We start from the raw sequence: 26,032 nt of genomic DNA on the forward strand, positions 1-26,032 counted from the left end.
TCCTTACTGGAAGCGGCCGGTTTTGCATTGCTTTACATATGCTTGATCATTTCATCGCCAAAGCCTGAGCTGCTCACCAGCCTGGCGCCGTCCATCAGCCGTTCGAAGTCATAGGTCACGGTCTTGGCGGCAATCGCGCCGTTGGTGCCCTTGATGATCAGGTCGGCCGCCTCGGTCCAGCCCATGTGCCGCAGCATCATCTCCGCCGACAGGATCACCGAGCCTGGGTTGACCTTGTCCTGCCCCGCATATTTGGGTGCGGTGCCGTGGGTGGCCTCGAACATGGCCACGGTGTCGGACAGGTTGGCACCCGGCGCAATGCCGATACCGCCCACTTCCGCCGCCAGGGCATCGGACAGGTAGTCACCGTTCAGGTTAAGGGTGGCGATCACGTCGTACTCGGCCGGGCGCAGCAGGATCTGCTGCAGCATGGCGTCGGCAATGGCGTCCTTGACGATGACCTCGCGGCCGCTCTTGGGGTTCTTGAACTTCATCCACGGGCCACCATCGAGCAGCTCGGCGCCGAACTCGTCGCGCGCCACTTCATAGCCCCAGTCCTTGAAGGCACCCTCGGTGAATTTCATGATGTTGCCCTTGTGCACCAGGGTCAGCGACTCGCGGTCGTTGTCCACCACATACTGCAGGGCCTTGCGCACCAGGCGCTTGGTGCCCTCGCGGGACACCGGCTTGACGCCAATGCCACAGTCCTGGTCGAAGCGGATCTTGGTAACGCCCATTTCCTCCTTGAGGAACTTGATCACCTTGTTCGCCTCGGGCGAACCGGCCTTCCACTCGATACCGGCATAGATGTCCTCGGAGTTCTCGCGGAAGATCACCATGTCCACATCGCCAGGCTTTTTCACCGGGCTCGGCACGCCCTGGAACCACAGCACCGGGCGCAGGCACACGTAAAGGTCGAGCTGCTGGCGCAAGGCCACGTTGAGCGAACGGATGCCACCACCCACCGGGGTGGTCAGCGGCCCCTTGATCGACACCACGTAATCACGCACGGCATCGAGGGTTTCCTGGGGTAGCCAGGTGTCCTGGTCGTACACCTGGGTGGCTTTTTCGCCGGCGTACACCTCCATCCAGGCGATCTTGCGCTTGCCGCCGTAGGCCTTCTGCACGGCGGCGTCGACCACCTTGATCATGACCGGCGAGACATCGACGCCAATCCCGTCGCCCTCAATATAAGGAATGATCGGGTTGTCAGGCACGTTGAGCGAATGGTCGGCATTGACGGTGATCCTGGCGCCGTCGGTCGGAACCTTGATTTTCTGGTATCCCATGCTTGCACTACTCCGCTGTCGGGTGTGGTTTGGACATCAAGTGATGCAATGAGCCTAAACCACATCTGCGGACCTGCAAGGCATGCGACAACCCGCCACATTGCCGCTTAGTCTTTGGTCTTATAAATGGGCCGATATCACTTGGCCTTGCTGATTAGCCCGAATGGTTTGGTATACTGCGCCGCGACCGAAGGGTCATCGGGGCGATCCCCAGGAAAAATGCGGACCGCCCTCGGCCATGAATGGACACAAAGCCTGGCCACGAAGCCTGGGTTGTTACCGCAGCTCAGCACTTGACGCTCGACTGATGCATCCACCATCACCGCTCGCAGCCTCTCGACTTTCCGCTCATGGCGCTGCCAGGGCGATGCGCCTACCCTGCGCAGCACGAGACTCGAGCACGCTCAGCACACAGAGAGTTAACCCGCATGCCCACCCGTTCCAAGATCATCTATACCTTCACCGACGAAGCCCCCGCCCTCGCCACTTACTCGCTGCTGCCGATCATCGAAGCCTTCACCGCTTCGGCTGACATCGCCGTCGAAACCCGCGACATCTCCCTGGCTGGCCGCATCCTCGCCGCCTTCCCGGAGCAACTGGGCGCAGAGAAGCAAGTAGGCGATCACCTGGCGGAACTGGGCCAGCTGGCTACCACCCCTGAAGCCAACATCATCAAGCTGCCGAACATCAGCGCCTCGGTACCGCAGCTGAAAGCCGCGATCAAGGAACTGCAAGGCAAGGGCTTCAACATCCCTGACTACGCCGACGAGCCGGCCACCGCGCAAGAGAAAGAATCCCGCGCCCGCTACGACCGCATCAAGGGTTCCGCCGTGAACCCGGTACTGCGCGAAGGCAACTCCGACCGCCGCGCGCCGCTGTCGGTCAAGAACTACGCCCGCAAGCACCCGCACAAGATGGGCGCCTGGGCTGCCGACTCCAAGTCGCACGTTGCCCACATGACCCAGGGCGACTTCTACGGCAGCGAAAAAGCCGCACTGATCGAAGCTGACGACAGCCTGCGCATCGAGCTGGTCGGCAAAGACGGCAGCACCACCGTGCTGAAAGAAAAGACCGCGGTAAAAGCCGCCGAAGTCATCGACTGCGCCACCATGAGCCGCAAGGCCCTGAAAGCCTTCATCGCCGAGCAGATCGCCGATGCCAAGGCCTCCGGCGTGCTGCTGTCGGTGCACCTGAAAGCCACCATGATGAAGGTCTCCGACCCGATCATGTTCGGCGTCATCGTCGAAGAGTTCTACAACGACGTGCTGGCCAAGCACGCCGCCGCCCTGGCTGAAGTAGGCTTCAACGCCAACAACGGCATCGGCGACCTGTACGCCCGCATCAAGGACCTGCCAGCCGAGAAGCAGGCCGAAATCGAAGCCGACATCCAGGCCCTGTACGCCCAGCGCCCGGCCCTGGCCATGGTCAACTCCGACAAAGGCATCACCAACCTGCACGTGCCGAGCGACGTCATCGTCGACGCCTCGATGCCGGCCATGATCCGTGACTCGGGCAAGATGTGGAACGCCGCCGGCGAACTGCAGGATGCCAAGGCGATCATCCCGGACCGCTGCTACGCCGGCATCTACCAGGCCACCATCGAAGACTGCAAGGCCAACGGTGCCTTCGACCCGACCACCATGGGCAGCGTGCCGAACGTCGGCCTGATGGCACAGAAGGCCGAAGAATACGGTTCCCACGACAAGACCTTCCAGATCAAGGCCGACGGCGTGGTGCGCGTGGTCGACAGCAAAGGCAAGGTCGTTCTCGAGCAGAACGTCGAAGCCGGTGACATCTTCCGCATGTGCCAGGTCAAGGACGCGCCGATCCAGGACTGGGTCAAGCTGGCCGTCAACCGTGCCCGCCTGAGCAACACGCCGGCAGTGTTCTGGCTGGACCCGGCCCGCGCCCACGACGGCGTGATGATCGAGAAGGTGCAGAAGTACCTGAAGGATCACGACACCAGTGGCCTGGACATCCGCATCCTGGCACCGGTCGACGCCATCAAGTTCTCCCTGGCCCGCATCCGCGAAGGCAAGGACACCATCTCGGTGACCGGCAACGTGCTGCGTGACTACCTGACCGACCTGTTCCCGATCATGGAGCTGGGCACCAGCGCCAAGATGCTGTCGATCGTACCGCTGATGAACGGCGGCGGCCTGTTCGAAACCGGTGCCGGCGGTTCGGCACCGAAGCACGTGCAGCAGCTGGTGGAAGAGAACTTCCTGCGTTGGGACTCGCTGGGTGAATTCCTGGCCCTGGCCGCTTCCCTGGAGCACCTGGGCAACACCTACGACAACCCGCGCGCCAAAGTGCTGGCCAACACCCTGGACCAGGCCACTGGCAAGTTCCTCGACACCAACAAGTCGCCGTCGCGCAAAGTCGGTGGTATCGACAACCGCGGCAGCCACTTCTACCTGACCCTGTACTGGGCCCAGGCCCTGGCTGCGCAGAACGACGACGCTGCCCTGCAGGCACGCTTCGCGCCACTGGCCAAGACCCTGACCGAGAACGAGGAGACCATCGTCGCCGAGCTCAACGCCGTCCAGGGCAAGCCGGCCGACATCGGTGGCTACTACGCCCCGGATGCCGAGCTGACCGCCAAGGTGATGCGCCCAAGCCAGACCCTGAACAGCGCCATTGCCGCCCTGTAAGGCTCGCTTGAAGTAACAGCACAAACCCCGGCCACGCACCGGGGTTTGTGCTTTCTGGATAAACGATTTCTGGCCGCCAGCGCGGACCCTGTGGGAGCGGGTTTACCCGCGAATGCGATGGCGAATCCACCGACGCATTCGCGGGTAAACCCGCTCCCACAGGGGCTGTGCAGGCCTCTAAGGAGCTGTTCATGACCTGGCAACCCCACATCACCGTCGCCACCATCGTCGAACACGAAGGCAAGTTCCTCTTCGTCGAAGAATTCAAGGCAGGCCAACACGTCTTCAACCAACCCGCGGGCCACCTCGAACCCAACGAGACCCTGCCCCAGGCCGCCCTGCGCGAAACCCTCGAAGAAACCGCCTGGGAAGTCGAGCTCACCGGCGTGGTCGGCATCTACCTGTACACCGCACCAAGCAACGGCGTGACCTACCAGCGCATCTGCTTCGCCGCCCGCCCCGTGCGCCATCACGCCGACCTGGCACTGGACCGCGACATTGTCCGCGCCGTGTGGCTGACCCGCGACGAACTGCTGGCCGACCCCGCCCGCTGGCGCAGCGAACTGGTGCCACGCTGCCTCGACGACTACCTCAAAGGCCCCTTGCACAGCCTCGACCTGCTGCGCGACTGACGCGCCGCCGCAGGTTTGATAGAATCGACGTTTTTCCCCCCTTGATACACACCGGTAACCATGACCAGCCCAGCACTCAAAGACCCCGCCAAGACCCGCGTCATCGTCGGCATGTCCGGCGGCGTGGACTCTTCTGTCTCCGCCCTTCTGCTCATGGAGCAGGGCTACCAGGTGGAAGGGCTGTTCATGAAGAACTGGGAAGAAGACGACGGCACCGAATACTGCACCGCCCGTGAAGACCTGGCCGACGCCCAGGCCGTGTGCGACCGCATCGGCATCAAGCTGCACACCGCCAACTTCGCCGCCGAATACTGGGACAACGTGTTCGAGCACTTCCTCGAGGAGTACAAGGCCGGCCGCACGCCCAACCCGGACATCCTCTGCAACCGCGAAATCAAGTTCAAGGCGTTCCTCGACTACGCCCTGTCGCTGGGTGCCGACCTGATCGCCACCGGCCATTACGTGCGCCGCCGCGACACCGGTGAACTCACCGAACTGCTCAAGGGCCTGGACCCGAACAAGGATCAGAGCTACTTCCTGCACGCCGTCGGCGGCAAGGAAATTGCCCGCACCCTGTTCCCGGTCGGCGAGCTGGAAAAGCCCGAAGTCCGCGCCATTGCCGAAAAACACGGCCTGGCCACCGCCAAGAAGAAGGACTCCACCGGCATCTGCTTCATCGGCGAGCGCCGCTTCAGCGACTTCCTCAAGCAGTACCTGCCGGCACAGCCAGGCGACATCGAAACCACCGACGGTGAAGTGATCGGCCGCCACCACGGCCTGATGTACCACACCATCGGCCAGCGCCAGGGCCTGGGCATTGGCGGCCTGAAGGACGCCGGCGACGAGCCGTGGTACGTGCTGCACAAGGACCTGACCCGCAACGTGCTGGTAGTCGGCCAGGGTAACGAACACCCATGGTTGTTCTCCCGCGCCCTGCTGGCTTCGGAAATTTTCTGGGTCAACCCGGTCGACCTCAGCAGCCCGCGCCAGCTGACCGCCAAGGTACGCTACCGCCAGAGCGACCAACAGTGCACCCTGGCGCTGACCGAAAGCGGTTACCGCGCGGTGTTCGACGAGCCGCAGCGCGCCGTTACCCCGGGCCAGTCGGTGGTGTTCTACGACGGCGAAGTGTGCCTGGGTGGCGGCGTGATCGAAGCCGCCGAGCCCTGGAGCCCGCGCACATGAGCAACCTGCAGGAGCAGCTGATTGCATTGGGCGGTGTGTTCCAGGCCGCTGTATTGGTCGATCGCATCGCCCGCACCGGCCAGGCCAGCGAGGCCAACATCGGCTGCATGCTGGGCAGCCTGCTGGTGCGTGACCCCAAGGACACCCTGGAGGTGTTCGGCGGTGATGACCTGAACCTGCGCGACGGCTACCGCGCGCTGGTCGGCGCGCTGGAGCGCGACCCCAGCAGCCTGCAGCGCGAGCCGCTGCGCTACGCCCTGTCGATGCTGGGCCTGGAGCGCCAGCTGAACAAGCGCGGCGACCTGCTCGACACCATCGGCAACCGCCTGCCGCAAATCCAGTCCCAGGCCGAGCATTTCGGCCTGGTTCATGAAAACGTCATTGCATCCAGTGGAGCCTTGTACCAGGACACCCTGAGCACCTTGCGCCAGCGCATCCAGGTACATGGCGACATGCGCTTCCTGCAGCAGGCCAGCAACGCCTCGAAGATCCGCGCCCTGCTGCTGGCCGGCATCCGCGCCGCGCGCCTGTGGCGCCAGCTGGGCGGGCACCGCTGGCAGCTGGTGTTCAGCCGGCGCAAGTTGCTCAACGAACTGTACGACATGATGCGTTCGCCTTCCTGACAGGCGACCCCACCCCTGTGGGAGCGGGTTCACCCGCGAATGCGATGCTGGATCAGCCGACGTATTCGCGGGTAAACCCGCCCCACAAGGGCCGCGACATGCTTTTAATGGCCCGACCTTTGGTCAGCCACCCGACTCGGGCGCAAAATTCATGTATGATATGCGCCCTTCCAAAAGCCTGACTGTCCGAGAACACCCCATGCAGCTCTCTTCGCTCACTGCGGTTTCCCCTGTAGACGGCCGTTATGCCGGCAAAACCCAGGCCTTGCGCCCTATTTTCAGCGAATTCGGCCTGATCCGTTTCCGCGCCCTGGTCGAAGTGCGCTGGCTGCAGCGCCTGGCCGCCCACCCGCAGATCGGCGAAGTGCCGGCATTCTCCGCCGAAGCCAACGCCCTGCTGGACAGCCTGGCCACCGACTTCAAGCTCGAGCACGCCGAACGCGTCAAGGAAATCGAGCGCACCACCAACCACGACGTCAAGGCGATCGAATACCTCCTCAAGGAGCAGGCTGCCAAGCTGCCTGAGCTGGCCAAGGTCAGCGAGTTCATCCACTTCGCCTGCACCAGCGAGGACATCAACAACCTGTCCCACGCCCTGATGCTGCGCGCCGGCCGTGACGAAGTGCTGCTGCCGCTGATGCGCCAGATCGCCGATGCCATCCGCGCCCTGGCCCACGCCCATGCCGACGTGCCGATGCTGTCGCGCACCCACGGCCAGCCGGCTTCGCCGACCACCCTGGGTAAAGAGCTGGCCAACGTCGTGTACCGCCTGGAGCGCCAGATCGCCCAGGTTGCCGCCGTGCCGCTGCTGGGCAAGATCAACGGCGCCGTGGGCAACTACAACGCCCACCTGTCGGCCTACTCGCAGATCGACTGGGAGCAGAACGCCCGCGCCTTCATCGAAGACGAGCTGGGCCTGCAGTTCAACCCGTACACCACCCAGATCGAGCCGCACGACTACATCGCCGAGCTGTTCGACGCCATCGCCCGCTTCAACACCATCCTGATCGACTTCGACCGCGATGTGTGGGGCTACATCTCGCTGGGCTACTTCAAGCAGAAGACCGTTGCCGGCGAAATCGGCTCGTCGACCATGCCGCACAAGGTCAACCCGATCGACTTCGAAAACTCCGAAGGCAACCTGGGTATCGCCAACGCGCTGTTCCAGCACCTGGCCAGCAAGCTGCCGATCTCGCGCTGGCAACGTGACCTGACCGACTCCACCGTGCTGCGCAACCTGGGCGTAGGCTTTGCCCATAGCGTCATCGCCTACGAAGCCAGCCTGAAAGGCATCGGCAAGCTGGAAGTCAACGAAGCCCGCATCGCCGCCGACCTGGACGCCTGCTGGGAAGTACTGGCCGAGCCGATCCAGACCGTGATGCGCCGCTTCAACATCGAAAACCCCTACGAGAAGCTCAAAGAGCTGACCCGTGGCAAGGGCATCACCCCGGAAGCGCTGCTGACCTTCATCGACGGCCTGGACATGCCAGCCGACGCCAAGGCCGAGCTCAAGCAGCTGACCCCTGCTACCTACATCGGCAACGCGGCAGCACAGGCCAAACGCATCTAAGCTGACCGTCGCGTTCAACGCCCGGCCTGCCCGGGCGTTTTTATTCCCGGACGAAAATTACATTTTTTCAATAGGTTGAACATGAATCCTGATACTCCACTGCAGCTGCTCGGCGGCATCTCGGCCCGCGAATTCATGCGCGACTACTGGCAGAAGAAGCCGCTGCTGGTGCGCCAGGCCTTCCCGGACTTCATCAGCCCGATCGACCCCGACGAGCTGGCCGGCCTGGCTCTGGAAGAGGAAGTAGAGTCGCGTATCGTGCTCGAGCACGGCGCGCACCCGTGGGAGCTGCGTCGCGGCCCGTTCACCGAAGAGACCTTCGCCGAGTTGCCGGAAAAGGACTGGACCCTGCTGGTGCAGGCCGTCGACCAGTTCGTCCCGGAAGTGGCCGAACTGCTGGAAAACTTCCGTTTCCTGCCCAGCTGGCGCATCGATGACGTGATGATCAGCTTCGCCGCCCCCGGTGGCAGCGTCGGCCCGCACTTCGACAACTACGACGTGTTCCTGCTGCAGGGCCACGGCCAGCGCAACTGGAAAATCGGCCAGATGTGCAGCAGCGACAGCTCGCTGCTGGAGCACGCCGACCTGCGCATCCTCGCCGAATTCGAGCAGAGCGATGAGTGGACCCTGGAGCCGGGCGACATGCTCTACCTGCCACCGCGCCTGGCCCACTACGGCGTGGCCGTGGACGACTGCCTGACCTACTCGGTCGGCTTCCGCGCCCCAAGCGCCGCCGAAGTGCTGACCCACTTCACCGATTTCCTCGGCCAGTTCCTGCCCGACGAAGAACGCTACAGCGACGCCGACGCCCAGCCGGTCAGCGACCCGCACCAGATCCAGCACGACGCCCTCGACCGCCTGAAGGCGCTGCTCGACAAGCACATGGGCGACAAGGACCTGCTGCTGACCTGGTTCGGCCAGTTCATGACCGAGCCGCGCTACCCCGAGCAGATCGTCGGTGAAGAGCTGTCCGAGGAAGAGCTGATCGACGCCCTGGAACAGGGCGCCATCCTGATCCGCAACCCGAGCGCACGCCTGGCCTGGTCGGAATTCGAAGAAGACCTGCTGCTGTTCGCCAGCGGCCGCAGCTGCCCGCTGCCGGGCAAACTGCGCGAGCTGCTGAAGCTGGTTTGCGCGGCCGACGCCCTGCACATCGATAACCTGGGCGAATGGCTGCAGGATGAAGATGGCCTTATGCTGGTACAGCAGCTGGTCAAACAAGGAAGCCTGGGATTCGCCAATGAATAAGATTCGTGTGCGCCTTGCCGACTGGCACAAGGACAACGCCGACATCCGCCGCATCCGCGAAGCGGTGTTCATTGCCGAACAGCACGTGCCGCCGGAGCTGGAGTGGGACTCGGACGACCCGACCGCCGCGCACTTCCTGGCCCTGGAAGGCGACTACCCGATCGGCACCGCCCGCCTGCTGCCTGACGGCACCATCGGCCGGGTCTCGGTGCTGAAGGACTGGCGCGGGCTTAAGGTGGGTGACGCGCTGATGAACGCGGTGATTGTCGAAGCCCAGAACCGCGACCTGAAGCAGCAGATGCTCAGCGCCCAGGTGCACGCCACGCCGTTCTACGAGCGGCTGGGTTTTCGCGTGGTCAGCGAGGAGTTCCTCGAAGCCGGCATCCCGCACGTGGACATGGTGCGCGACTCGCGCGCCTGATCCACGACCTTCCCACAGGCCCCCACAAATTCTGAAAATTGTGGGGCCCCTGTGGGAGCGGGTTCACCCGCGAAGAGGCCGGTACAGCCAAGACATCCCCTCTGACAAAAAACCTGTACATCCATCCAGATAAAACTTGCCTCCGCGCCCTCGCTTGCGCATCCTATCGCCCATCACCCCCGATGAAGCGTCCCCGGCCATGCGCCTGTTCCTCTGCGAAAAACCCTCCCAGGCAAAAGACATCGCCAAAGTGCTCGGCGCCAACCGCAAGGGCGATGGCTGCTGGCAAGGCACCGACGTCTGCGTGACCTGGTGCATCGGCCACCTGCTGGAAACCGCCCCGCCCGACAGCTACGACGAACGCTACAAGCGCTGGAACCTGGCCGACCTGCCGATCATCCCGGACAAGTGGAAGATGCTGGTCAAGCCCAAGACCGCCAGCCAGTTCAAGGCGGTCAAGCGCCTGCTCGGCGAAGCGCGCGAACTGGTGATCGCCACCGATGCCGACCGCGAAGGCGAAATGATCGCCCGCGAACTGGTCGAGCATTGTCGCTACCGCGGCCCGGTGCAGCGCCTGTGGCTGTCGGCACTGGACGACGCCTCCATCCGCAAGGCACTGGCACGCCTGCTGCCGGGCCACGAAACCTTCAACCTGTACCACTCGGCGCTGGGCCGCTCCCGCGCCGACTGGCTGATCGGCATGAACATGAGCCGGCTGTTCACCCTGCTGGGCCGGCAGTCCGGCTACCAGGGCGTGCTGCCGGTGGGCCGGGTGCAAACGCCCACCTTGCGCCTGGTGGTCGACCGCGACCGCAGCATCGCCGACTTCGTGCCGGTGCCGTTCTGGGCCATCGACGTGCAACTCGAACACGCAGGCTTCGGCTTCAACGCCCAGTGGCGCGCCCCCGAGGACGCCTGCGACGACCAGGGCCGCTGCCTGAACCAGGCCCTGGCGCAGCAGGCTGCCGCCGACATCGGCAAGGCGGGTATTGCCCGGGCCATCAAGGTGACCACCGAGCGCGTGCGTGAGGCGGCTCCCCTGCCCTTCGACCTGGGCACGCTGCAGGAACTGTGCTCGAAAAAATTCGGCCTCGGCGCCCAGGAAACCCTCGACATCGCCCAGGCGCTGTACGAAACCCACAAGCTGATCACCTACCCGCGCAGCGACTGCGGCTACCTGCCACAAAGCCAGCACGCCGAAGCGCCCGCCATCCTCGCCGTCCTGCAACGGGCCGATGCCAGCCTGGCGCCGCTGCAGCCCTACCTGGAGCCGCAGCGCCGTTCACGGGCGTGGAACGACGCCAAGGTCAGTGCCCACCACGGCATCATCCCCACTGCCGCCGCCAGCGACCCGTCGCGCCTGCCGGCCAAGCACAAGGCGGTGTACACCCTGATCCGCGCCCGCTACCTGGCGCAGTTCCTGCCCAACCACGAGTACGACCGCACCCAGGCCGACTTCGATTGCGCCGGCCATGCCCTGCGTGCAGTAGGCAAGCAGATCGTCGAACCCGGCTGGCGCCGTGCACTGCCCGAAGCGCTGACCCCGGCCAAGGGCCGCGAGACACCACCGGCCCAGGTGTTACCAGCGCTGCGCGAAGGCCAGGACTGCAGCGTGCAGGGCCTGCAACTGAAAGACCTGTGGACCCAGCCACCCAAGCCGTTTACCGAAGGCGACCTGATCAAGGCGATGAAGAACGTCGCCAAGCTGGTGGATGACCCTCGACTGAAGCAGAAGCTCAAGGAAACCACCGGCATCGGCACCGAAGCCACCCGCGCCAGCATCATCCAGGGCCTGCTTGACCGTGGTTACCTGGTCAAGAACGGCAAGGCCCTGTCCGCCACGCCTGCGGCGTTCAGCCTGATCGACGCCGTACCGCGCGCCATTGCCGACCCGGGTACCACGGCTATCTGGGAGCAGGCGCTGGACATGGTGCAGAGTGGCGAGATGACGCTGGAAGAGTTCGTCGCCCGGCAGTCGGCATGGATGGGTAAACTGGTGGAGCGGTGCAGCGGTATGCGCATGACCATCAGCGGGCCGGCGGCCGGGGCGGCGCCGCCGTGGAAGAAGAAGCGCAGGGGCGGCGGGAAAGGAAAAGCGGCCGCAGGCAAACCAAGGCAGCCTCGAAAAAAGGCGACAACCTGAAGATTTTGCCCTCCCAGGTCAGGCCCCTTCGCGGGTAAACCCGCTCCCACAGGAACAGCGCCGGCCTCAAGTCCAGCGATGACCTGTGGGAGCGGGTTTACCCGCGAAAGGGCCAGGACAGGCAACACAACAACCCCAGGTAAACCACAAAGGCGGCCAATGCATTGGCGCCATGAAATTTACCTGCTAAATTTTCATGAGAATAATCAAAATAAATTTCATGAGACCCCTGCATGTTCAAACAATCCGCCCAGCACGTCGCCAGCTACTACGCCCAGACCTACCCCACCAGCATTCCCCTGCGCCCCACCCTGCAAGGCAACCACGACACCGATGTACTGATCATTGGCGCCGGCTTCAGCGGCCTGCACACCGCCCTGCGCCTGACCCAGGCCGGCAAACGCGTAACGCTGCTGGAAGCCAGCCGCGTGGCCTGGGCCGCGTCCGGCCGCAACGGTGGCCAGGCACTGCTCGGCTGGTCGTGCGACATGCCGCCGCTGGAAAAGGCCCTGGGTATCGAACGCACCCGACGCCTGTGGGCCAGCATGTGCTGGGCCGCCGACGAAATGCGCGAACTCCCCGTGCGACATGGCTTCGACATTGACTACCGGCTGGGCAGCTTGTGGACTGCCGTGCTGCCGCGCCGGGTGAAGCTGTTGGAAGAAGCCCTGCACGAGGCCGAACACAAATGGGGCTACGACGCCCTGCGCCTGATCGGCCGCGACGAGCTGCCCCAATGGATCGACAGCCCGCGCTACCAGGCTGCGCTCTATGACGCCAAAGGCGCCCACCTCAATCCGCTAAAGCTGGCCCAGGGCCTGGCCAGTACCATCGAAGCTAGCGGTGGGCGTATCTTCGAACAAAGCCAGGTGCTCGACTACCAACAGACCGGCAGCGGCTACATCGCCCGCACCGAGCGTGGCGAAGTGCGCAGCGACGTGCTGGTCCTGGCCTGCAACGCCTACATCGACCGCCTCGACCGCAGCCTGTCACGCCGCCTGCTGCCCGTCGGGTCCTATCAGGTAGCCACCGCGCCGTTGGACGCCGACTTCGCCCAGTCGCTACTGCCCCGCAACAGCTGCGTAATCGACAACCAGTTCGTGCCCGACTATTTCCGCCTTACCCCGGACCATCGTCTGCTATTTGGCGGCGGCTGCACCTACCTGGGCGGTATTCCCAGGGACGTCGCCAGCGCCACCCGCCCCTACCTGGAGCGGGTGTTTCCGCAGCTGGCCGGGGTAGCCATCGACTACGCCTGGGGCGGCCATATCGATTGCAGCATCCAGCGTACCCCGGACGTCGGCCGCGAGGGCCAGCGCTACTGGCTGCAGGGCTTCTCAGGCCATGGCGTGCTGCCGACCCTGGCCGCAGCCCGGGCCGTGAGCGATGCCATCCTCGGTGACGACGACCTGCTGGCGCTATATCAAGGCATCGACAACGGCCGCTTCCCCGGTGGCGACCTGCTGGCCGCACCGCTGGAAGCCGCCGCCAAGGCCTGGTACCGGATGCGCGACCGCGCCTGATCGCCTGGCACCGCTCCTACACGGCGCCGGGCAGGCCGGAAGCATGGTGCAAGCCCACTACAGTGCAGTCACCACAAATTCCGGCGCCAAGCAAAATTCCTCCTATTCTCAATAGCTCACTTCGCTTCCTGCACACAGGAGACCCGACCATGAGCTATGTAACCACGAAGGACGGCGTACAGATCTTCTACAAGGACTGGGGCCCGCGCGATGCGCCGGTCATCCACTTCCACCACGGCTGGCCGCTCAGTGCCGACGACTGGGACGCGCAGATGCTGTTCTTCCTCGCCCACGGTTACCGCGTGGTCGCCCACGACCGCCGCGGCCATGGCCGCTCCAGCCAGGTATGGGACGGCCACGACATGGACCACTACGCCGACGACGTAGCCGCAGTGGTGGCCCACCTGGGCATTCAGGGCGCCGTGCATGTCGGCCACTCGACCGGTGGCGGTGAGGTGGTGCGCTACATGGCCCGACACCCTGCAGACAAGGTGGCCAAGGCCGTGCTGATCGCCGCCGTACCGCCGTTGATGGTGCAGACTCCCGATAATCCCGGTGGCCTGCCCAAATCCGTTTTCGACGGCTTCCAGGCCCAGGTCGCCAGCAACCGCGCGCAGTTCTACCGGGATGTGCCGGCAGGGCCGTTCTACGGCTACAACCGCCCCGGTGTCGACGCCAGCGAAGGCATCATCGGCAACTGGTGGCGCCAGGGCATGATCGGCAGCGCCAAGGCCCATTACGATGGCATCGTGGCGTTTTCCCAGACCGACTTCACCGAAGACCTGAAGGGCATTACCCAGCCGGTGCTGGTGATGCATGGCGACGACGACCAGATCGTGCCGTATGAGAACTCCGGGCTGCTGTCGGCCAAGCTGCTGCCCAATGGCACACTGAAGACCTACCAGGGCTACCCGCATGGCATGCCGACCACCCATGCCGATGTGATCAATGCGGATTTGCTGGCGTTTATCCGTAGCTGATGTGATCGCCTGCACCGGCCTCTTCGCGGGTAAACCCGCTCCCACAGGTACTGCACAGGTCTTGAAATGTGTAGTACCTGTGGGAGCGGGTTTACCCGCGAAGAGGCCGGCACTGGCAACACACCTCCCCCAGGATTACCATGTCACGCTTCTAGTGCGGCCCTTTGCCGCCCCTTGCCTCCCTGCCTGCCAAAACCCCATGCCCTTCGAACTCACCGTAGAACCCCTCACCCTGCTGATCCTGGCCCTGGTCGCCTTCGTCGCCGGTTTCATCGATGCCATCGCCGGCGGTGGCGGCCTGCTCACCACCCCGGCGCTACTCACCGCCGGCATGCCACCGCACCTGGTACTGGGTACCAACAAGCTCAGCTCCACCTTCGGCTCGGCCACCGCCGGCTTCACCTACTACAGGCGCAAGCTGTTCCACCCGGCACAATGGCGCCCCGCCTTGTTCGCCACCTTGACCGGGGCCTTGCTCGGCGCGGTCATCGCCCACTACATGCCGGCCGAATGGCTGAACAAGATGCTACCGGTGATCGTCTTCGCCTGTGGTGTCTACCTGCTGTTCGGCGGCACGCCCAAGGCACCGCTGGATGCCGATGCACCGATCAGGAAAAAGTGGCAAGTACCGCAAGGCTTCACCCTGGGCTTCTATGACGGCGTGGCCGGCCCGGGTACCGGGGCGTTCTGGACGGTCAGCACCTTGCTGCTGTACCCCATCGACCTGGTCCGTGCCAGCGGCGTGGCGCGCAGCATGAACTTCGTCAGCAACATCGCGGCGCTGACGGTGTTCATCATTTCCGGGCAGGTGGACTACATCGTCGGCCTGTGCATGGGCCTGTCGGTGATGGTCGGCGCGTTCTTCGGCGCACGCACGGCGATCAGTGGCGGCAGCAAGTTCATCCGCCCGGTGTTCATCACCGTGGTGCTGGCATTGACCGTGCGCCTGGCGTGGCAGCACTGGTTCGGGCAAGCCTGATGGGCTGTGATACCCCTGCTTACCCGCCCTATCTGCGCGAGAAATGTCCTCCGCCGTCGTTGCAGGACTTGGCAATGGAATGACCATTGCCTGCGCCCTGCGCCTAGTCGGAGAACATTTCTCACTGCAGCTAGGACGGGAAAGCAGGGATATCACAGCCCAGCCGCCGTGCAACATAAAGGTCGATCAGGTACCGGGCAATCGAACGCCCGGCCGGCAGCGGCGGCAGGTCGTGGACGCTGAACCACCTGGCGTCCTCGATCTCGTCCGGCTGCATGACGATATCGCCGCCGGCATACTCGGCATGGAAGCCCAGCATCATCGAATGCGGGAACGGCCAGCACTGGCTGCCGACGTACTGGATGTTCTGCACCTCCACCGCCACTTCTTCACGCACTTCGCGCACCAGGCAGTCCTCGGCCGACTCGCCCGGTTCGGCGAAGCCTGCCAACGTGCTGTATACCCCGGTGACGAAACGCGGCGAGCGCGCCAGCAGGATTTCGTCGCCACGGGTCACCAGCACGATCATGCTCGGTGAAATGCGCGGGTAGCTGCGCAGGTCGCAGGGCTGGCAGTACATTGCCCGCTCCCAGCGAATCTGCGTCATCGCCTGGCCGCAGCTGCCGCAGAAGCGGTGCTCACGGGCCCAGGTGCCGATCTGTGCGGCATAGCCCAGCACTGTGTAGGTATCGAAGTCACCTTCGAGCATGAACGCGCGCAATCCTCGCCAGGCGCAACCGGGCACGTCGGTGGCGCTGCGCAGCTCCAGCAGGAACACCGGCTGGCCGTCGAAGTGGCCAATGCCGTGCTCGCACAACACATCGAGGTCCTGGCGCTTGAGCCAGTCGCGGGGGAACAGCGCGCCGTTGTCGTCCACCAGGAACCCTTCCGGGCTGCGGGCCACGGCCAGCCCCCCGGTGATCTGCGGGTCGAGTACTGCGGTAGTCCAGCGTGCTGACATGTCGGGGGGTTCCTTTACTGCGCGTCCCCCGGCCTGATCAGTCGGCGAACGTCGGTTTCTGTTTGCTCATGTGCGCCGCCACTGCCACGCGCAGGTCTTCGGACTGCAGCATCGCGGCGTTCCAGGTGGCGATGTACTCCAGGCCATCGTCGATGCGATGGTCACGCATGTAGCTGAGCATTTCCTTGGTGCCGGCCACGGCGATCGGCGATTTTGCGGCAATCTCGCGGGCGATGGCAAAGACCCCGTCCATCAGCGCGGCCTGATCATCATAGACCCGGTTGACCAGGCCAATGCGCAGCGCCTCTTCGGCCTCGACATTGCGCCCGGTGAAGGCCAGCTCACGCATCATGCCGTCACCGATGATACGAGGCAAACGTTGCAGTGTGCCGACATCGGCGGCCATGCCCATGTCGATTTCCTTGATCGAGAACTGCGCGTCGCTGCTGCAGTAGCGCATGTCGCAGGCCGAGATAAGGTCGATGGCACCGCCAATGCAGTAACCCTGCACCGCTGCCAGTACCGGCTTGCGGCATTTGTCCACGGCATTGAACGACGCCTGCAGGCGCAAGATGGTGCTGCGCAGGAAGCGCGCATTGCGGCCCACGTCCTTGCCCATCTGCCCGGCCAGCGAGGCCAGCATCATCAGGTCGATACCGGCGGAAAAATGCTTGCCGGCACCGCTGATCACCACCACCCGCACCGCGTCGGTGTCATCGACCCACTGGAAGATGTCGGTGATCTCCTCCCAGAAGGCCGCATTCATCGCATTGACCTTTTCCGGGCGGTTGATCTGAACATGGGCAATGCTGTCGGTCAGTTCGACCTTGAATGCGCTGTACTCGGTCACGGGCGGCACTCCTGCGGGTGAAGGGTTCATGGCACGGATGGTAACCCAGCCCGATGACCGCACTTGTGCCAAAAACGGGACTTTACGCCTTGCCTAAGACGCGCTGATCCGGCACCGTGCGCCATCGCCGAATCATAAGGATACAAATTCATGTCGCGCTCCCTGACCGGCGCCCTCGCCCACAGCTTTCTGGGCCAGTCGCCGCTTTGGTACAAGGCAGTCATCTGCCTGTTCCTGGTGCTCAACCCGCTGCTGCTGACCGTTGGCCCGGTCGCGGCCGGCTGGGCACTGGTGCTCGAATTCATCTTCACCCTGGGCATGGCCCTGAAGTGCTACCCGCTGATGCCCGGCGGCCTGCTGCTGGTCGAAGCCCTGTTGTTGCAGATGACCACCCCGCAAACCCTGTACGAAGAGTTGCAGCACAACTTCCCGGTGATCCTGCTGCTGATGTTCATGGTTGCGGGCATCCACTTCATGAAGGAACTGCTGCTGTTCCTGTTCTCGCGCATTTTGCTGGGGGTGCGTTCGAAGGCGACCCTGGCGTTGCTGTTCTGCGTGCTGTCGGCATTCCTCTCAGCGTTTCTCGATGCGCTGACCGTGACCGCCGTGATCATCAGCGCCGCGGTCGGCTTCTATGCGGTCTACCACCGCGTCACCTCCGGGGCCAACCCGCGCGAAGACGGTGCACTGGACAGCGACCAGCAGATCGCACAGTTGCACCGTGAAGACCTCGACCAGTTCCGCGCCTTCCTGCGCAGCCTGCTGATGCATGGCGCGGTGGGTACCGCCCTGGGCGGCGTGTGTACGCTGGTGGGCGAGCCGCAGAACCTGCTGATTGGCCACGAAATGGGCTGGCACTTTGCCGATTTCTTCCTGAAGGTGGCACCGGTGTCGCTGCCGGTGCTGGGCGCCGGCCTGCTGACCTGCGTGCTGCTGGAGAAGCTGCGCCTGTTCGGCTATGGCACGCTGATGCCCGAGCCAGTGCGCCAGGTGCTGGCCGCCTACGCCGCCGAGGACGATGCTGCGCGCACCACGGCCCAACGCATTGCGCTGTGGGTGCAAGGGTTCGCCGCACTGATCCTGATCGTCTGCCTGGGGCTGCACGTTGCCGAGGTCGGCCTGATCGGCCTGATGGTGATCGTGCTGATCACGGCCTTTACCGGCATCACTGACGAACACCGCCTGGGCCGTGCCTTCCAGGACGCCATGCCGTTCACCGCATTGCTGGTGGTGTTCTTTGCCGTGGTGGCGGTGATTCATCAACAGCAGCTGTTCAGCCCGTTGATTGCCTGGGTGCTGGCGCTGCCGGCCGAGCAGCAGCCGGGCATGCTGTACCTGGCCAACGGCCTGCTGTCGGCGATCAGCGACAACGTATTCGTCGCCACTATCTACATCACCGAGGTGAAGCAGGCGTTCCTCAATGGCGGCATGAGCCGTGAGCATTTCGAGACGCTGGCGGTGGCAATCAACACCGGTACCAACCTGCCCAGTGTGGCGACACCGAATGGGCAGGCGGCGTTCCTGTTCCTGCTGACGTCGGCGATTGCACCGCTGATCCGGCTGTCGTATGGGCGGATGGTGTGGATGGCCTTGCCCTATACCGTAGTGATGGGTGGCCTGGGGTGGTGGGCGGTGACCTACTGGCTGTGATGTAGCCTGTACCGGCCTCTTCGCGGGTGAACCCGCTCCCACAGGTACTGCACAGCCTGCGAAACTGTGGAGTTCCTGTGGGAGCGGGTTTACCCGCGAAAGGGCCAGTGCAGACCACTCAAACAGCCCTGTCGATTCTGCTGCCTGCCATTCGACTATCCCATGCCCACAGCCACCCCGGCTGCCAACAGGAGAGTCCCCATGCGCAAACTCATCGTAGCCGCCTTCATCAGCCTCGACGGTGTCATGCAGGCCCCCGGCGGCCCGCAGGAAGACACCAGCGGCGGCTTCACCTACGGCGGCTGGATCGTGCCGTATGCAGAGGAAGTCTTCGGCCAGGCCATGCAGGCCCTGTTCAGCGAGCCCTTCGAACTGCTACTGGGCCGGCGCACCTACGACATCTTCGCCGGCTACTGGCCTGACATCAAAGACAGCTCGGAAGACTTCTCCATCGCCAACCTGTTCAACAGCGTGCCCAAGCACGTGGCCACCCACAACCCCTCAACCCTCGACTGGCACAACAGCCATGCCCTGGGCGCGGACATCACCGCAGCGGTTCGCACGCTGAAACAGCAGGACGGCGCCAACCTGCTGACCCAGGGCAGCAGCGAACTGGTACAGCAACTGCTGGCGGCAGGCCTGGTCGATGAACTGCAACTGCTGATCCACCCGCTGCTGCTCGGCCACGGCAAACGCCTGTTCGGCGACGATGCGGCAGCGGCGGCCTTCACCCTGCAGCACTCGCAGGTTTCGCCCAAGGGCGTGGTCATCGCCCGCTACGTGCGCGCAGGCGAAGTGCAGACCGGTTCGTTCTGAAAGCTACAATCCCGTACAACTTTTGCCTCTCGCCCGCATCGAAACACAGGTAAGCCCCGTCCGTATCAAGGAGGTTCACCATGGCGCTACGCACCACGTTGCTGCTTTCCTGCATGACCCTGGCCCTGCTCGGCTGCGCCGGCAACGACCACCCGGCACCGCCGCGTACCCAGCAGGTCGACCTGCAACGTTACCAGGGCACCTGGTACGAACTCGCGCGGCTGCCGATGTTCTTCCAGCGCAACTGCGTGCAGTCCGAGGCGCACTACGGTCTGCGAGAGGACGGCCGCCTCGACGTGACCAACCGCTGCCAGGAAAAGGACGGCCAGTGGAACCAGGCCAAGGGCATCGCCGAAGCCCAGCAACCGGGTAGCACCGACAAGCTCTGGGTGCGCTTCGACAACTGGTTCAGCCGCCTTGCGCCCGGCCTGGCCAAGGGCGAGTACTGGGTGCTGTACCACGATCAGGACTACCGCGTGGCCTTGGTCGGCCACCCGAACCGCGAATACCTGTGGCTGCTTTCGCGCACGCCCGCGGTCACCGACCAACTGCGCGAGCAACTGCTGATGATCGCCCGTGAGCAAGGCTATGACACCAGCAAGCTCATCTGGCGACAGGCCGAGTAGGCAAACCTGGCGGGCCATCGACGACATGCGGCAATCCGGCTAAGGTGTGCGCCCCGTATCACCTCGAAGGAACGAGCCCGTTGAGTACCAAGCCGCCACAAGCACCTTGTATCCGCCTGATGCATATCGGCCCGCTGGTACAAGCGTCGCTGCCGGGCTGAAACAAGGAGCCAGACCATGGATTTGCTGTTCCTGGGCACCTCCGCCGGCGTGCCGACCAAGGCACGCAACGTCAGCGCCACCGCTGTGATCGAAGCCAGTGGCAGCCACTGGTACCTGGTCGACTGTGGCGAAGGCACCCAGCACCAACTGCTGCACACGCCGCTGTCGATCCGCGACCTGCGCGCCATCTTCATCACCCACGTGCACGGCGACCATTGCTTCGGCCTGCCGGGCCTGCTGGCTAGTGCCGGCATGAGCGGGCGCACCCAGCCGCTGGACCTTGTATTGCCCACCGCCCTGCACGACTGGGTGCGCCAGGGGCTGGTGGCCAGCGATACCTTCCTGCCGTTCGAACTGCGCCTGCTGGCCGTTGAAGACCTGGTGGAGTGGCGCAGTGAAGCCGTGCAGGTGACCAGCGTGCAGTTGTCGCACCGGGTGCCGAGCGTCGGCTTCGTGTTCACCGAACTCAACCCCGAACCGCGCCTGGACATCCCGCGTCTGGAAGCAAAAGGCATACCCCGTGGCCCGCTGTGGGGCGACCTGGCCAAGGGCCTGACGGTGCAGCATGGCGGGCAGCTGCTGCACGGCAGTGATTACTTGCGCCCTTCGCGCCCGCCACGGCGGGTGATCGTGTGCGGCGACAACGACACCCCCGCGCTATTGGCCGATGCCGCCAGGGGGGCGGACGTGCTGGTACACGAAGCCACGTTCACCCAGGCGGTGGTCGAGCGCACGGGGGTCACCTTCGGCCACAGCACCGCGGCTGCGGTGGCACGCTTTGCCGAAGCTGCGGGCGTGCGCAACCTGGTACTGACGCACTTCAGCGCCCGCTACCAGCACGACTCACGGCGCAGCCCGAGCATCGACGATGTGCGTGCCGAGGCGTTGGCCCACTATAGCGGGCGGCTGGTTCTGGCGCAGGACCTGCAGCGTTATCACATTGGGCGCGATGGCCGTCTTGAGCCCGCGGGATGAATTGTGGAGCTCGCAGGTGCTCGCCACAACCCGCCGCTCCACTATGCCGCCAACCGCCCGCTGGCAATCGCCTCCGACGCCGCCAGCATCGCGCGCAGCAACACCGCGCAGCCCGCCGCCAGGTCCTCGGGCGTGGCGTTCTCGATCTCGTTATGGCTGATACCGTTCTCGCACGGCACGAAAATCATACCCGCCGGCCCCAGCTCGGCCAGGAAGATCGCGTCGTGCCCCGCCCCGCTGACGATGTCCATGTGCGGCAGGCCCAGCGCCTGCGCCGACTCGCGCACGGCATCGACACACCCTTGGTCGAAGTACAGCGCCGGGAAATCGGCCGTGGGTACCAGTTCGTAGCTCAGGCCATGCCTGGCACAGGTCGCCTCGATCACCGCGCGCACATCGGCAATCATCGCATCCAGTTGCTCACCCTCCAGATGACGGAAGTCCAGGGTCATGCGCACTTCGCCCGGGATCACGTTGCGCGAGCCCGGGTAGGCCTGCAGGCAACCCACCGTGCCACAGGCATGGGGCTGGTGACCGAGGGCAGTGTGGTTGACTGCCTCCACCACCGCCGCCGCACCGACCAAGGCGTCCTTGCGCAGGTGCATCGGCGTCGGGCCGGCATGGGCCTCGACACCGCGCAGGGTCAGGTCGAACCACTTCTGGCCCAATGCGCCCAGCACCACGCCGATGGTCCTGGCCTGATCTTCGAGGATCGGACCCTGCTCGATGTGCGCTTCAAAATAGGCCCCCACCGGGTGGCCTGATACAGCGCGCGGGCCGTCGTAGCCGATGGCGTTCAACGCCTCGCCAACGCTGACACCCTGGGCGTCACGCTTGGCCAGGGTTTCCTCCAGGGTGAACTTGCCGGCGAACACCCCCGAACCCATCATGCACGGCGCAAAGCGCGAACCTTCCTCGTTGGTCCACACCACCACTTCCAGCGGCGCTTCGGTTTCCACGCCCAGGTCATTGAGGGTGCGGATCACCTCCAGCCCGGCCATCACCCCGAAGCAGCCGTCGAACTTGCCACCGGTGGGTTGGGTGTCGATATGGCTGCCGGTCATCACCGGGGGCAGCTTGGGGTTACGCCCCGGGCGACGGGCGAAGATGTTGCCGACGGCGTCGATGCTGACCGAGCAACCGGCGGCCTCGCACCATTGCACGAACAGGTCGCGGGCCTGGCGATCGAGGTCGGTCAGGGCCAGGCGGCACACGCCGCCCTTGGCGGTGGCACCGAGGCGGGCCAGGTCCATCAGGGATCGCCACAGGCGGGTGCTGTCGATGTGGTGCTGGCTGGATTGCAGTACTTGTTGAGCTGGGGTCATGGGGTTTTCCTCAGGCATTTTTGTTGTCTGTGCCGGCCTCTTCGCGGGTAAACCCGCTCCCACAGGTACAGCGCAGGTCCCGAGGTCAGCGCTTTACCTGTGGGAGCGGGTTTACCCGCGAAGGAGCCAGCGCGGTCTCACGGCAAAGGCTTGGCCACCCGCGCCGGGCTGCGCGCCAGCACGCCGGCAAAGAGGTAATACAGCGCCCCGCCCAGCAGCGAACCGGTGAACCAGCCGTAGTCGTAGAACCAGCTGAAACTGCTGTTGCCAATGGCCATCACGGTCAGCGCCACCGGCAGCGCAAAGGCGGCAAACCCGGCCCGGTTCCATGCCGGGTACACGTCGTCGCGGTACAACCCGGCCAGGTCCAGCTTCTGCTGGCGGATCAGGAAGTAGTCCACCACCATGATCCCGGCGATCGGCCCCAGCAGGCTGGAATAGCCCAACAGCCAGTTGGAGTACACGCTCTCCAGGCTCAGGTCGGAGACGATCCAGCCCAGCTTCTTCAGCAACTCATGGCCCATCAGCGCCAGGCCGATGAAGCCGGTAAGCCACACCGCGCGGCTGCGCCCGATCAGGCGTGGGGCGATGTTCTGGAAGTCGTTGGTCGGCGACACGATGTTCGCCGCAGTGTTGGTCGACAGCGTGGCGATCACGATCAGCGCCATGGCCAGGGCCACCCAGAACGGGCTGTGGATCTTGCCGATCAGGCTGACCGGGTCGGACACGGTCTCGCCAACCAGCGACGCCGAGGCAGCGGTCAGCACCACGCCCAGCGCGGCGAACAGGAACATGGTCAGCGGCAAGCCGAAGATCTGCCCGAGAATCTGGTCCTTCTGGCTGCGGGCGTAGCGGCTGAAGTCGGGAATGTTCAGCGATAGCGTGGCCCAGAAACCGACCATGGCGGTAAGCCCGGCGCAGAAGTAGCCGAGCATGCTCGCCCCTTCCGGGCGCTTGGGCGGCTGGGCCAGCAGTTCGGTCATCGACATGTGCGGCAAGGCCCAGAACAGCAGGCCGACGCCCACTGCCACCAGCAGCGGCGCCGACAGCGTTTCGAGCCACTTGATCGACTCGGCGCCACGCAGCACCACCCACAGGTTCAGGCACCAGAAGATCATGAAGCCGATCACCTCGCCGGTGCCGCCCAGGGCCTTCCAGCCGTCGAACACCGAGCCGAGGAACAGGTGGATGGCCAGGCCGCCGAACATGGTCTGGATGCCGAACCAGCCACAGGCGACCACCGCGCGGATCAGGCATGGCACGTTGGAGCCGATAATGCCGAACGACGATCGCAGCAGCACCGGGAACGGGATGCCGTACTTGGTACCGGGGAAGGCGTTGAGGGTGAGCGGGATCAGCACGATCAGGTTGGCCAGCAGAATCGCCAGCAAGGCCTCGCCCACGCTGAGGCCGAAGTAGGCGGTGAGCACGCCGCCGAGGGTGTAGGTGGGCACGCAGATGGACATGCCCACCCACAGGGCGGTGATGTGCCATTTGTTCCAGGTGCGCTGGTGCACCTTGGTCGGGGCGATGTCGTGGTTGTAGCGCGGGCTGTCGAGGACATCGCTGCCCTCGGACAGCTCGAACAGGCCATCCTGCTCGACCACTTCCGATCTGCTCTGCTGCATGGGGCTTTCTCCAGATTTTCTTGTAGTTGTTTGCCCACCGGGCTATTGCGATGGCCGGAGTACACACGCTTTATGTGCTTGAAAATCTTGACCAGATTTTCATCTTGTCAAGTCAGTCAAAGTTTTCAAAAGCCCCATAGTCAGCGCCATAAAACAATTTAATCCTCTAATTTCAATCACTTAAAAACCACAAAATTAATGGGAAAATTTTCTTGATGAATCGAGGATCAGCATCTAGCCTCCAATCTTGTCAGGCCTGACAGGATTAACCACCCTGCCCGCCCTGTACCAAGAAAATTCCAAGAACCGGCCCAGACCGGTCAGCCTGCGAGGAAAACGGCATGTCCCTGTTGATCCGTGGCGCCACCGTGGTCACCCACGAAGAGAGTTACCCCGCCGATGTCCTGTGTGCCGATGGCCTGATCCGCGCCATCGGGCAAAACCTTGAACCACCCACCGACTGCGAGATCCTCGACGGCAGCGGCCAGTACCTGATGCCCGGCGGCATCGACCCGCACACCCATATGCAACTGCCGTTCATGGGCACGGTGGCCAGCGAGGACTTCTTCAGCGGCACCGCTGCGGGCCTGGCCGGTGGCACCACCTCGATCATCGACTTCGTCATCCCCAACCCGCAGCAGTCGTTGCTGGAGGCGTTCCACACCTGGCGCGGCTGGGCGCAGAAAAGCGCCAGCGACTATGGCTTCCATGTCGCCATTACCTGGTGGAGCGAGCAGGTGGCCGAAGAGATGGGCGAACTGGTGGCCAAACACGGGGTGAACAGCTTCAAGCACTTCATGGCCTACAAGAATGCGATCATGGCCGCCGACGACACCCTGGTGGCCAGTTTCGAGCGCTGCCTGCAACTGGGTGCGGTGCCCACCGTGCATGCCGAGAACGGCGAACTGGTGTACCACCTGCAGAAAAAACTGCTGGCCCAGGGCCTGACCGGGCCGGAAGCCCACCCGCTGTCACGCCCCTCCCAGGTCGAGGGCGAGGCGGCCAGCCGCGCCATCCGCATTGCCGAAACGCTGGGTACGCCGCTGTACCTGGTGCATGTTTCCAGCCGCGAAGCGCTGGATGAAATCGCCTATGCCAGGGGCAAGGGTCAACCGGTGTACGGCGAGGTCCTGCCCGGCCATCTGCTGCTGGATGACAGCGTCTACCGTGACCCGGACTGGGCCACCGCCGCAGGCTACGTGATGAGCCCACCGTTCCGCCCGCGCGAACACCAGGAGGCGCTGTGGCGCGGGCTGCAGTCGGGCAACCTGCACACCACCGCCACCGACCATTGCTGCTTCTGCGCCGAACAGAAAGCCATGGGCCGTGACGACTTCAGCCGTATCCCCAACGGCACTGCCGGCATCGAGGACCGCATGGCGGTGCTGTGGGATGCCGGGGTGAACAGCGGGCGCCTGTCGGTGCATGAGTTCGTCGCGCTGACCTCCACCAACACCGCGAAAATCTTCAACCTGTTCCCGCGCAAGGGCGCCATTCGTGTTGGCGCCGACGCCGACCTGGTGCTGTGGGACCCGCAAGGCACCCGTACCATCTCGGCCAAGACCCACCATCAGCAGGTGGACTTCAACATCTTCGAAGGCCGTACCGTGCGCGGCATCCCCAGCCACACCATCAGCCAGGGCAAGGTGCTCTGGGCCGATGGCGACCTGCGCGCGGAAAAGGGCGCGGGGCGGTATGTGGAGCGGCCGGCGTACCCGTCGGTGTATGAGGTGCTGGGGCGCAGGGCCGAAATGCAGCGGCCGACGCCCGTGCAGCGCTGAAGCCATTGGGG

21 protein-coding genes are annotated in these 26,032 nt (G+C 64.3%); 16 read left to right on the forward strand and 5 right to left on the reverse strand.

The window, feature by feature from the left end; translation table 11 throughout:
* Positions 1-32: 32 nt before the first annotated feature.
* Positions 33-1,289, reverse strand: coding sequence for an NADP-dependent isocitrate dehydrogenase (icd, locus tag MKK04_RS17510; protein ID WP_207831185.1), 1,257 nt, complete (start codon positions 1,287-1,289; stop codon positions 33-35).
* A 428-nt stretch (positions 1,290-1,717) separates the two neighbouring features.
* Here icd and MKK04_RS17515 point away from each other — a divergent pair, with 428 nt between their 5' ends.
* From MKK04_RS17515 to MKK04_RS17565, 11 genes are all read left to right on the forward strand, one after another.
* Positions 1,718-3,943, forward strand: a complete 2,226-nt coding sequence (locus MKK04_RS17515) for an NADP-dependent isocitrate dehydrogenase (protein ID WP_233686887.1) — start codon at positions 1,718-1,720, stop codon at positions 3,941-3,943.
* A gap of 191 nt (positions 3,944-4,134) precedes the next feature.
* On the forward strand, positions 4,135-4,575 hold the full coding sequence (locus MKK04_RS17520) for an NUDIX hydrolase (protein ID WP_207831181.1): 441 nt from the start codon (positions 4,135-4,137) through the stop codon (positions 4,573-4,575).
* A gap of 60 nt (positions 4,576-4,635) precedes the next feature.
* Positions 4,636-5,760 carry a tRNA 2-thiouridine(34) synthase MnmA gene (mnmA, locus tag MKK04_RS17525; RefSeq protein WP_233693638.1) on the forward strand — a complete coding sequence of 375 codons (1,125 nt, stop codon included), beginning with the start codon at positions 4,636-4,638 and terminating at the stop codon, positions 5,758-5,760.
* The gene (gene hflD, locus MKK04_RS17530; protein ID WP_015270973.1) at positions 5,757-6,383 is read left to right on the forward strand and encodes a high frequency lysogenization protein HflD; all 627 of its coding nucleotides are present in this window, start codon (positions 5,757-5,759) and stop codon (positions 6,381-6,383) included. Before mnmA ends, hflD begins: the two co-directional genes overlap by 4 nt.
* A 199-nt stretch (positions 6,384-6,582) precedes the next feature.
* Positions 6,583-7,953 (forward strand): adenylosuccinate lyase, encoded by a 1,371-nt coding sequence (gene purB / locus MKK04_RS17535; protein ID WP_063912590.1) that lies wholly within the window; start codon positions 6,583-6,585, stop codon positions 7,951-7,953.
* A gap of 81 nt (positions 7,954-8,034) precedes the next feature.
* Positions 8,035-9,201 (forward strand): ribosomal protein uL16 3-hydroxylase, encoded by a 1,167-nt coding sequence (locus MKK04_RS17540; protein ID WP_063912591.1) that lies wholly within the window; start codon positions 8,035-8,037, stop codon positions 9,199-9,201.
* A complete protein-coding gene (locus tag MKK04_RS17545; protein WP_003258855.1) occupies positions 9,194-9,622 on the forward strand; it encodes a GNAT family N-acetyltransferase in 429 nt (142 codons plus the stop codon). Before MKK04_RS17540 ends, MKK04_RS17545 begins: the two co-directional genes overlap by 8 nt.
* Before the next feature lie 199 nt (positions 9,623-9,821).
* Positions 9,822-11,765 (forward strand): DNA topoisomerase III, encoded by a 1,944-nt coding sequence (locus tag MKK04_RS17550; RefSeq protein ID WP_241105831.1) that lies wholly within the window; start codon positions 9,822-9,824, stop codon positions 11,763-11,765.
* 233 nt (positions 11,766-11,998) lie between these two features.
* On the forward strand, positions 11,999-13,288 hold the full coding sequence (locus MKK04_RS17555) for an NAD(P)/FAD-dependent oxidoreductase (RefSeq protein WP_241105832.1): 1,290 nt from the start codon (positions 11,999-12,001) through the stop codon (positions 13,286-13,288).
* Positions 13,289-13,437: 149 nt separating this feature from the next.
* Positions 13,438-14,268: an alpha/beta fold hydrolase gene (locus MKK04_RS17560; RefSeq protein WP_207831173.1), complete on the forward strand. Its 831-nt coding sequence runs from the start codon at positions 13,438-13,440 to the stop codon at positions 14,266-14,268.
* Positions 14,269-14,467: 199 nt separating this feature from the next.
* On the forward strand, positions 14,468-15,247 hold the full coding sequence (locus MKK04_RS17565; RefSeq protein WP_063912595.1) for a TSUP family transporter: 780 nt from the start codon (positions 14,468-14,470) through the stop codon (positions 15,245-15,247).
* Positions 15,248-15,377: 130 nt separating this feature from the next.
* On the opposite strand, the gene nudC is transcribed toward MKK04_RS17565, so the two are convergent.
* A complete protein-coding gene (nudC, locus tag MKK04_RS17570; RefSeq protein WP_207831167.1) occupies positions 15,378-16,208 on the reverse strand; it encodes an NAD(+) diphosphatase in 831 nt (276 codons plus the stop codon).
* 37 nt (positions 16,209-16,245) lie between these two features.
* Positions 16,246-17,058, reverse strand: a complete 813-nt coding sequence (locus tag MKK04_RS17575) for a crotonase/enoyl-CoA hydratase family protein (RefSeq protein ID WP_207831166.1) — start codon at positions 17,056-17,058, stop codon at positions 16,246-16,248.
* A gap of 150 nt (positions 17,059-17,208) precedes the next feature.
* On the opposite strand from MKK04_RS17575, the gene nhaB reads away from it, so the two are divergent.
* The 4 genes from nhaB to MKK04_RS17595 all read left to right on the forward strand — a co-directional run bounded on the left by nhaB (position 17,209) and on the right by MKK04_RS17595 (position 21,287).
* Positions 17,209-18,708 carry a sodium/proton antiporter NhaB gene (nhaB, locus tag MKK04_RS17580; protein WP_241105833.1) on the forward strand — a complete coding sequence of 500 codons (1,500 nt, stop codon included), beginning with the start codon at positions 17,209-17,211 and terminating at the stop codon, positions 18,706-18,708.
* 201 nt (positions 18,709-18,909) lie between these two features.
* On the forward strand, positions 18,910-19,524 hold the full coding sequence (locus tag MKK04_RS17585) for a dihydrofolate reductase family protein (RefSeq protein WP_241105834.1): 615 nt from the start codon (positions 18,910-18,912) through the stop codon (positions 19,522-19,524).
* 80 nt (positions 19,525-19,604) lie between these two features.
* Positions 19,605-20,150 carry a lipocalin family protein gene (locus MKK04_RS17590; RefSeq protein WP_207831161.1) on the forward strand — a complete coding sequence of 182 codons (546 nt, stop codon included), beginning with the start codon at positions 19,605-19,607 and terminating at the stop codon, positions 20,148-20,150.
* Positions 20,151-20,327: 177 nt separating this feature from the next.
* Positions 20,328-21,287, forward strand: coding sequence for a ribonuclease Z (locus MKK04_RS17595; RefSeq protein WP_241105835.1), 960 nt, complete (start codon positions 20,328-20,330; stop codon positions 21,285-21,287).
* Between the two features lie 41 nt (positions 21,288-21,328).
* Here MKK04_RS17595 and MKK04_RS17600 read toward each other — a convergent pair whose 3' ends face one another.
* Positions 21,329-22,612: a Zn-dependent hydrolase gene (locus tag MKK04_RS17600; RefSeq protein WP_241105836.1), complete on the reverse strand. Its 1,284-nt coding sequence runs from the start codon at positions 22,610-22,612 to the stop codon at positions 21,329-21,331.
* Positions 22,613-22,749: 137 nt separating this feature from the next.
* Positions 22,750-24,240 carry an NCS1 family nucleobase:cation symporter-1 gene (locus MKK04_RS17605; protein WP_241105837.1) on the reverse strand — a complete coding sequence of 497 codons (1,491 nt, stop codon included), beginning with the start codon at positions 24,238-24,240 and terminating at the stop codon, positions 22,750-22,752.
* A 341-nt stretch (positions 24,241-24,581) separates the two neighbouring features.
* Between MKK04_RS17605 and hydA the strand changes: the two genes are divergently transcribed.
* Positions 24,582-26,021 carry a dihydropyrimidinase gene (hydA, locus tag MKK04_RS17610; RefSeq protein ID WP_233693643.1) on the forward strand — a complete coding sequence of 480 codons (1,440 nt, stop codon included), beginning with the start codon at positions 24,582-24,584 and terminating at the stop codon, positions 26,019-26,021.
* Positions 26,022-26,032: the final 11 nt, after the last annotated feature.

The organism is Pseudomonas sp. LS.1a, assembly GCF_022533585.1.
Lineage (GTDB): Bacteria > Pseudomonadota > Gammaproteobacteria > Pseudomonadales > Pseudomonadaceae > Aquipseudomonas.

Bases quoted from the DNA above. Each gene is read 5' to 3' on its own strand.
- icd (WP_207831185.1), bottom strand. From the start codon at position 1,289: ATGGGATACCAGAAAATCAAGGTTCCGACCGACGGCGCCAGGATCACC.
- MKK04_RS17515 (WP_233686887.1), top strand. From the start codon at position 1,718: ATGCCCACCCGTTCCAAGATCATCTATACCTTCACCGACGAAGCCCCC.
- MKK04_RS17520 (WP_207831181.1), top strand. From the start codon at position 4,135: ATGACCTGGCAACCCCACATCACCGTCGCCACCATCGTCGAACACGAA.
- mnmA (WP_233693638.1), top strand. From the start codon at position 4,636: ATGACCAGCCCAGCACTCAAAGACCCCGCCAAGACCCGCGTCATCGTC.
- hflD (WP_015270973.1), top strand. From the start codon at position 5,757: ATGAGCAACCTGCAGGAGCAGCTGATTGCATTGGGCGGTGTGTTCCAG.
- purB (WP_063912590.1), top strand. From the start codon at position 6,583: ATGCAGCTCTCTTCGCTCACTGCGGTTTCCCCTGTAGACGGCCGTTAT.
- MKK04_RS17540 (WP_063912591.1), top strand. From the start codon at position 8,035: ATGAATCCTGATACTCCACTGCAGCTGCTCGGCGGCATCTCGGCCCGC.
- MKK04_RS17545 (WP_003258855.1), top strand. From the start codon at position 9,194: ATGAATAAGATTCGTGTGCGCCTTGCCGACTGGCACAAGGACAACGCC.
- MKK04_RS17550 (WP_241105831.1), top strand. From the start codon at position 9,822: ATGCGCCTGTTCCTCTGCGAAAAACCCTCCCAGGCAAAAGACATCGCC.
- MKK04_RS17555 (WP_241105832.1), top strand. From the start codon at position 11,999: ATGTTCAAACAATCCGCCCAGCACGTCGCCAGCTACTACGCCCAGACC.
- MKK04_RS17560 (WP_207831173.1), top strand. From the start codon at position 13,438: ATGAGCTATGTAACCACGAAGGACGGCGTACAGATCTTCTACAAGGAC.
- MKK04_RS17565 (WP_063912595.1), top strand. From the start codon at position 14,468: ATGCCCTTCGAACTCACCGTAGAACCCCTCACCCTGCTGATCCTGGCC.
- nudC (WP_207831167.1), bottom strand. From the start codon at position 16,208: ATGTCAGCACGCTGGACTACCGCAGTACTCGACCCGCAGATCACCGGG.
- nhaB (WP_241105833.1), top strand. From the start codon at position 17,209: ATGTCGCGCTCCCTGACCGGCGCCCTCGCCCACAGCTTTCTGGGCCAG.
- MKK04_RS17585 (WP_241105834.1), top strand. From the start codon at position 18,910: ATGCGCAAACTCATCGTAGCCGCCTTCATCAGCCTCGACGGTGTCATG.
- MKK04_RS17590 (WP_207831161.1), top strand. From the start codon at position 19,605: ATGGCGCTACGCACCACGTTGCTGCTTTCCTGCATGACCCTGGCCCTG.
- MKK04_RS17595 (WP_241105835.1), top strand. From the start codon at position 20,328: ATGGATTTGCTGTTCCTGGGCACCTCCGCCGGCGTGCCGACCAAGGCA.
- MKK04_RS17600 (WP_241105836.1), bottom strand. From the start codon at position 22,612: ATGACCCCAGCTCAACAAGTACTGCAATCCAGCCAGCACCACATCGAC.
- MKK04_RS17605 (WP_241105837.1), bottom strand. From the start codon at position 24,240: ATGCAGCAGAGCAGATCGGAAGTGGTCGAGCAGGATGGCCTGTTCGAG.
- hydA (WP_233693643.1), top strand. From the start codon at position 24,582: ATGTCCCTGTTGATCCGTGGCGCCACCGTGGTCACCCACGAAGAGAGT.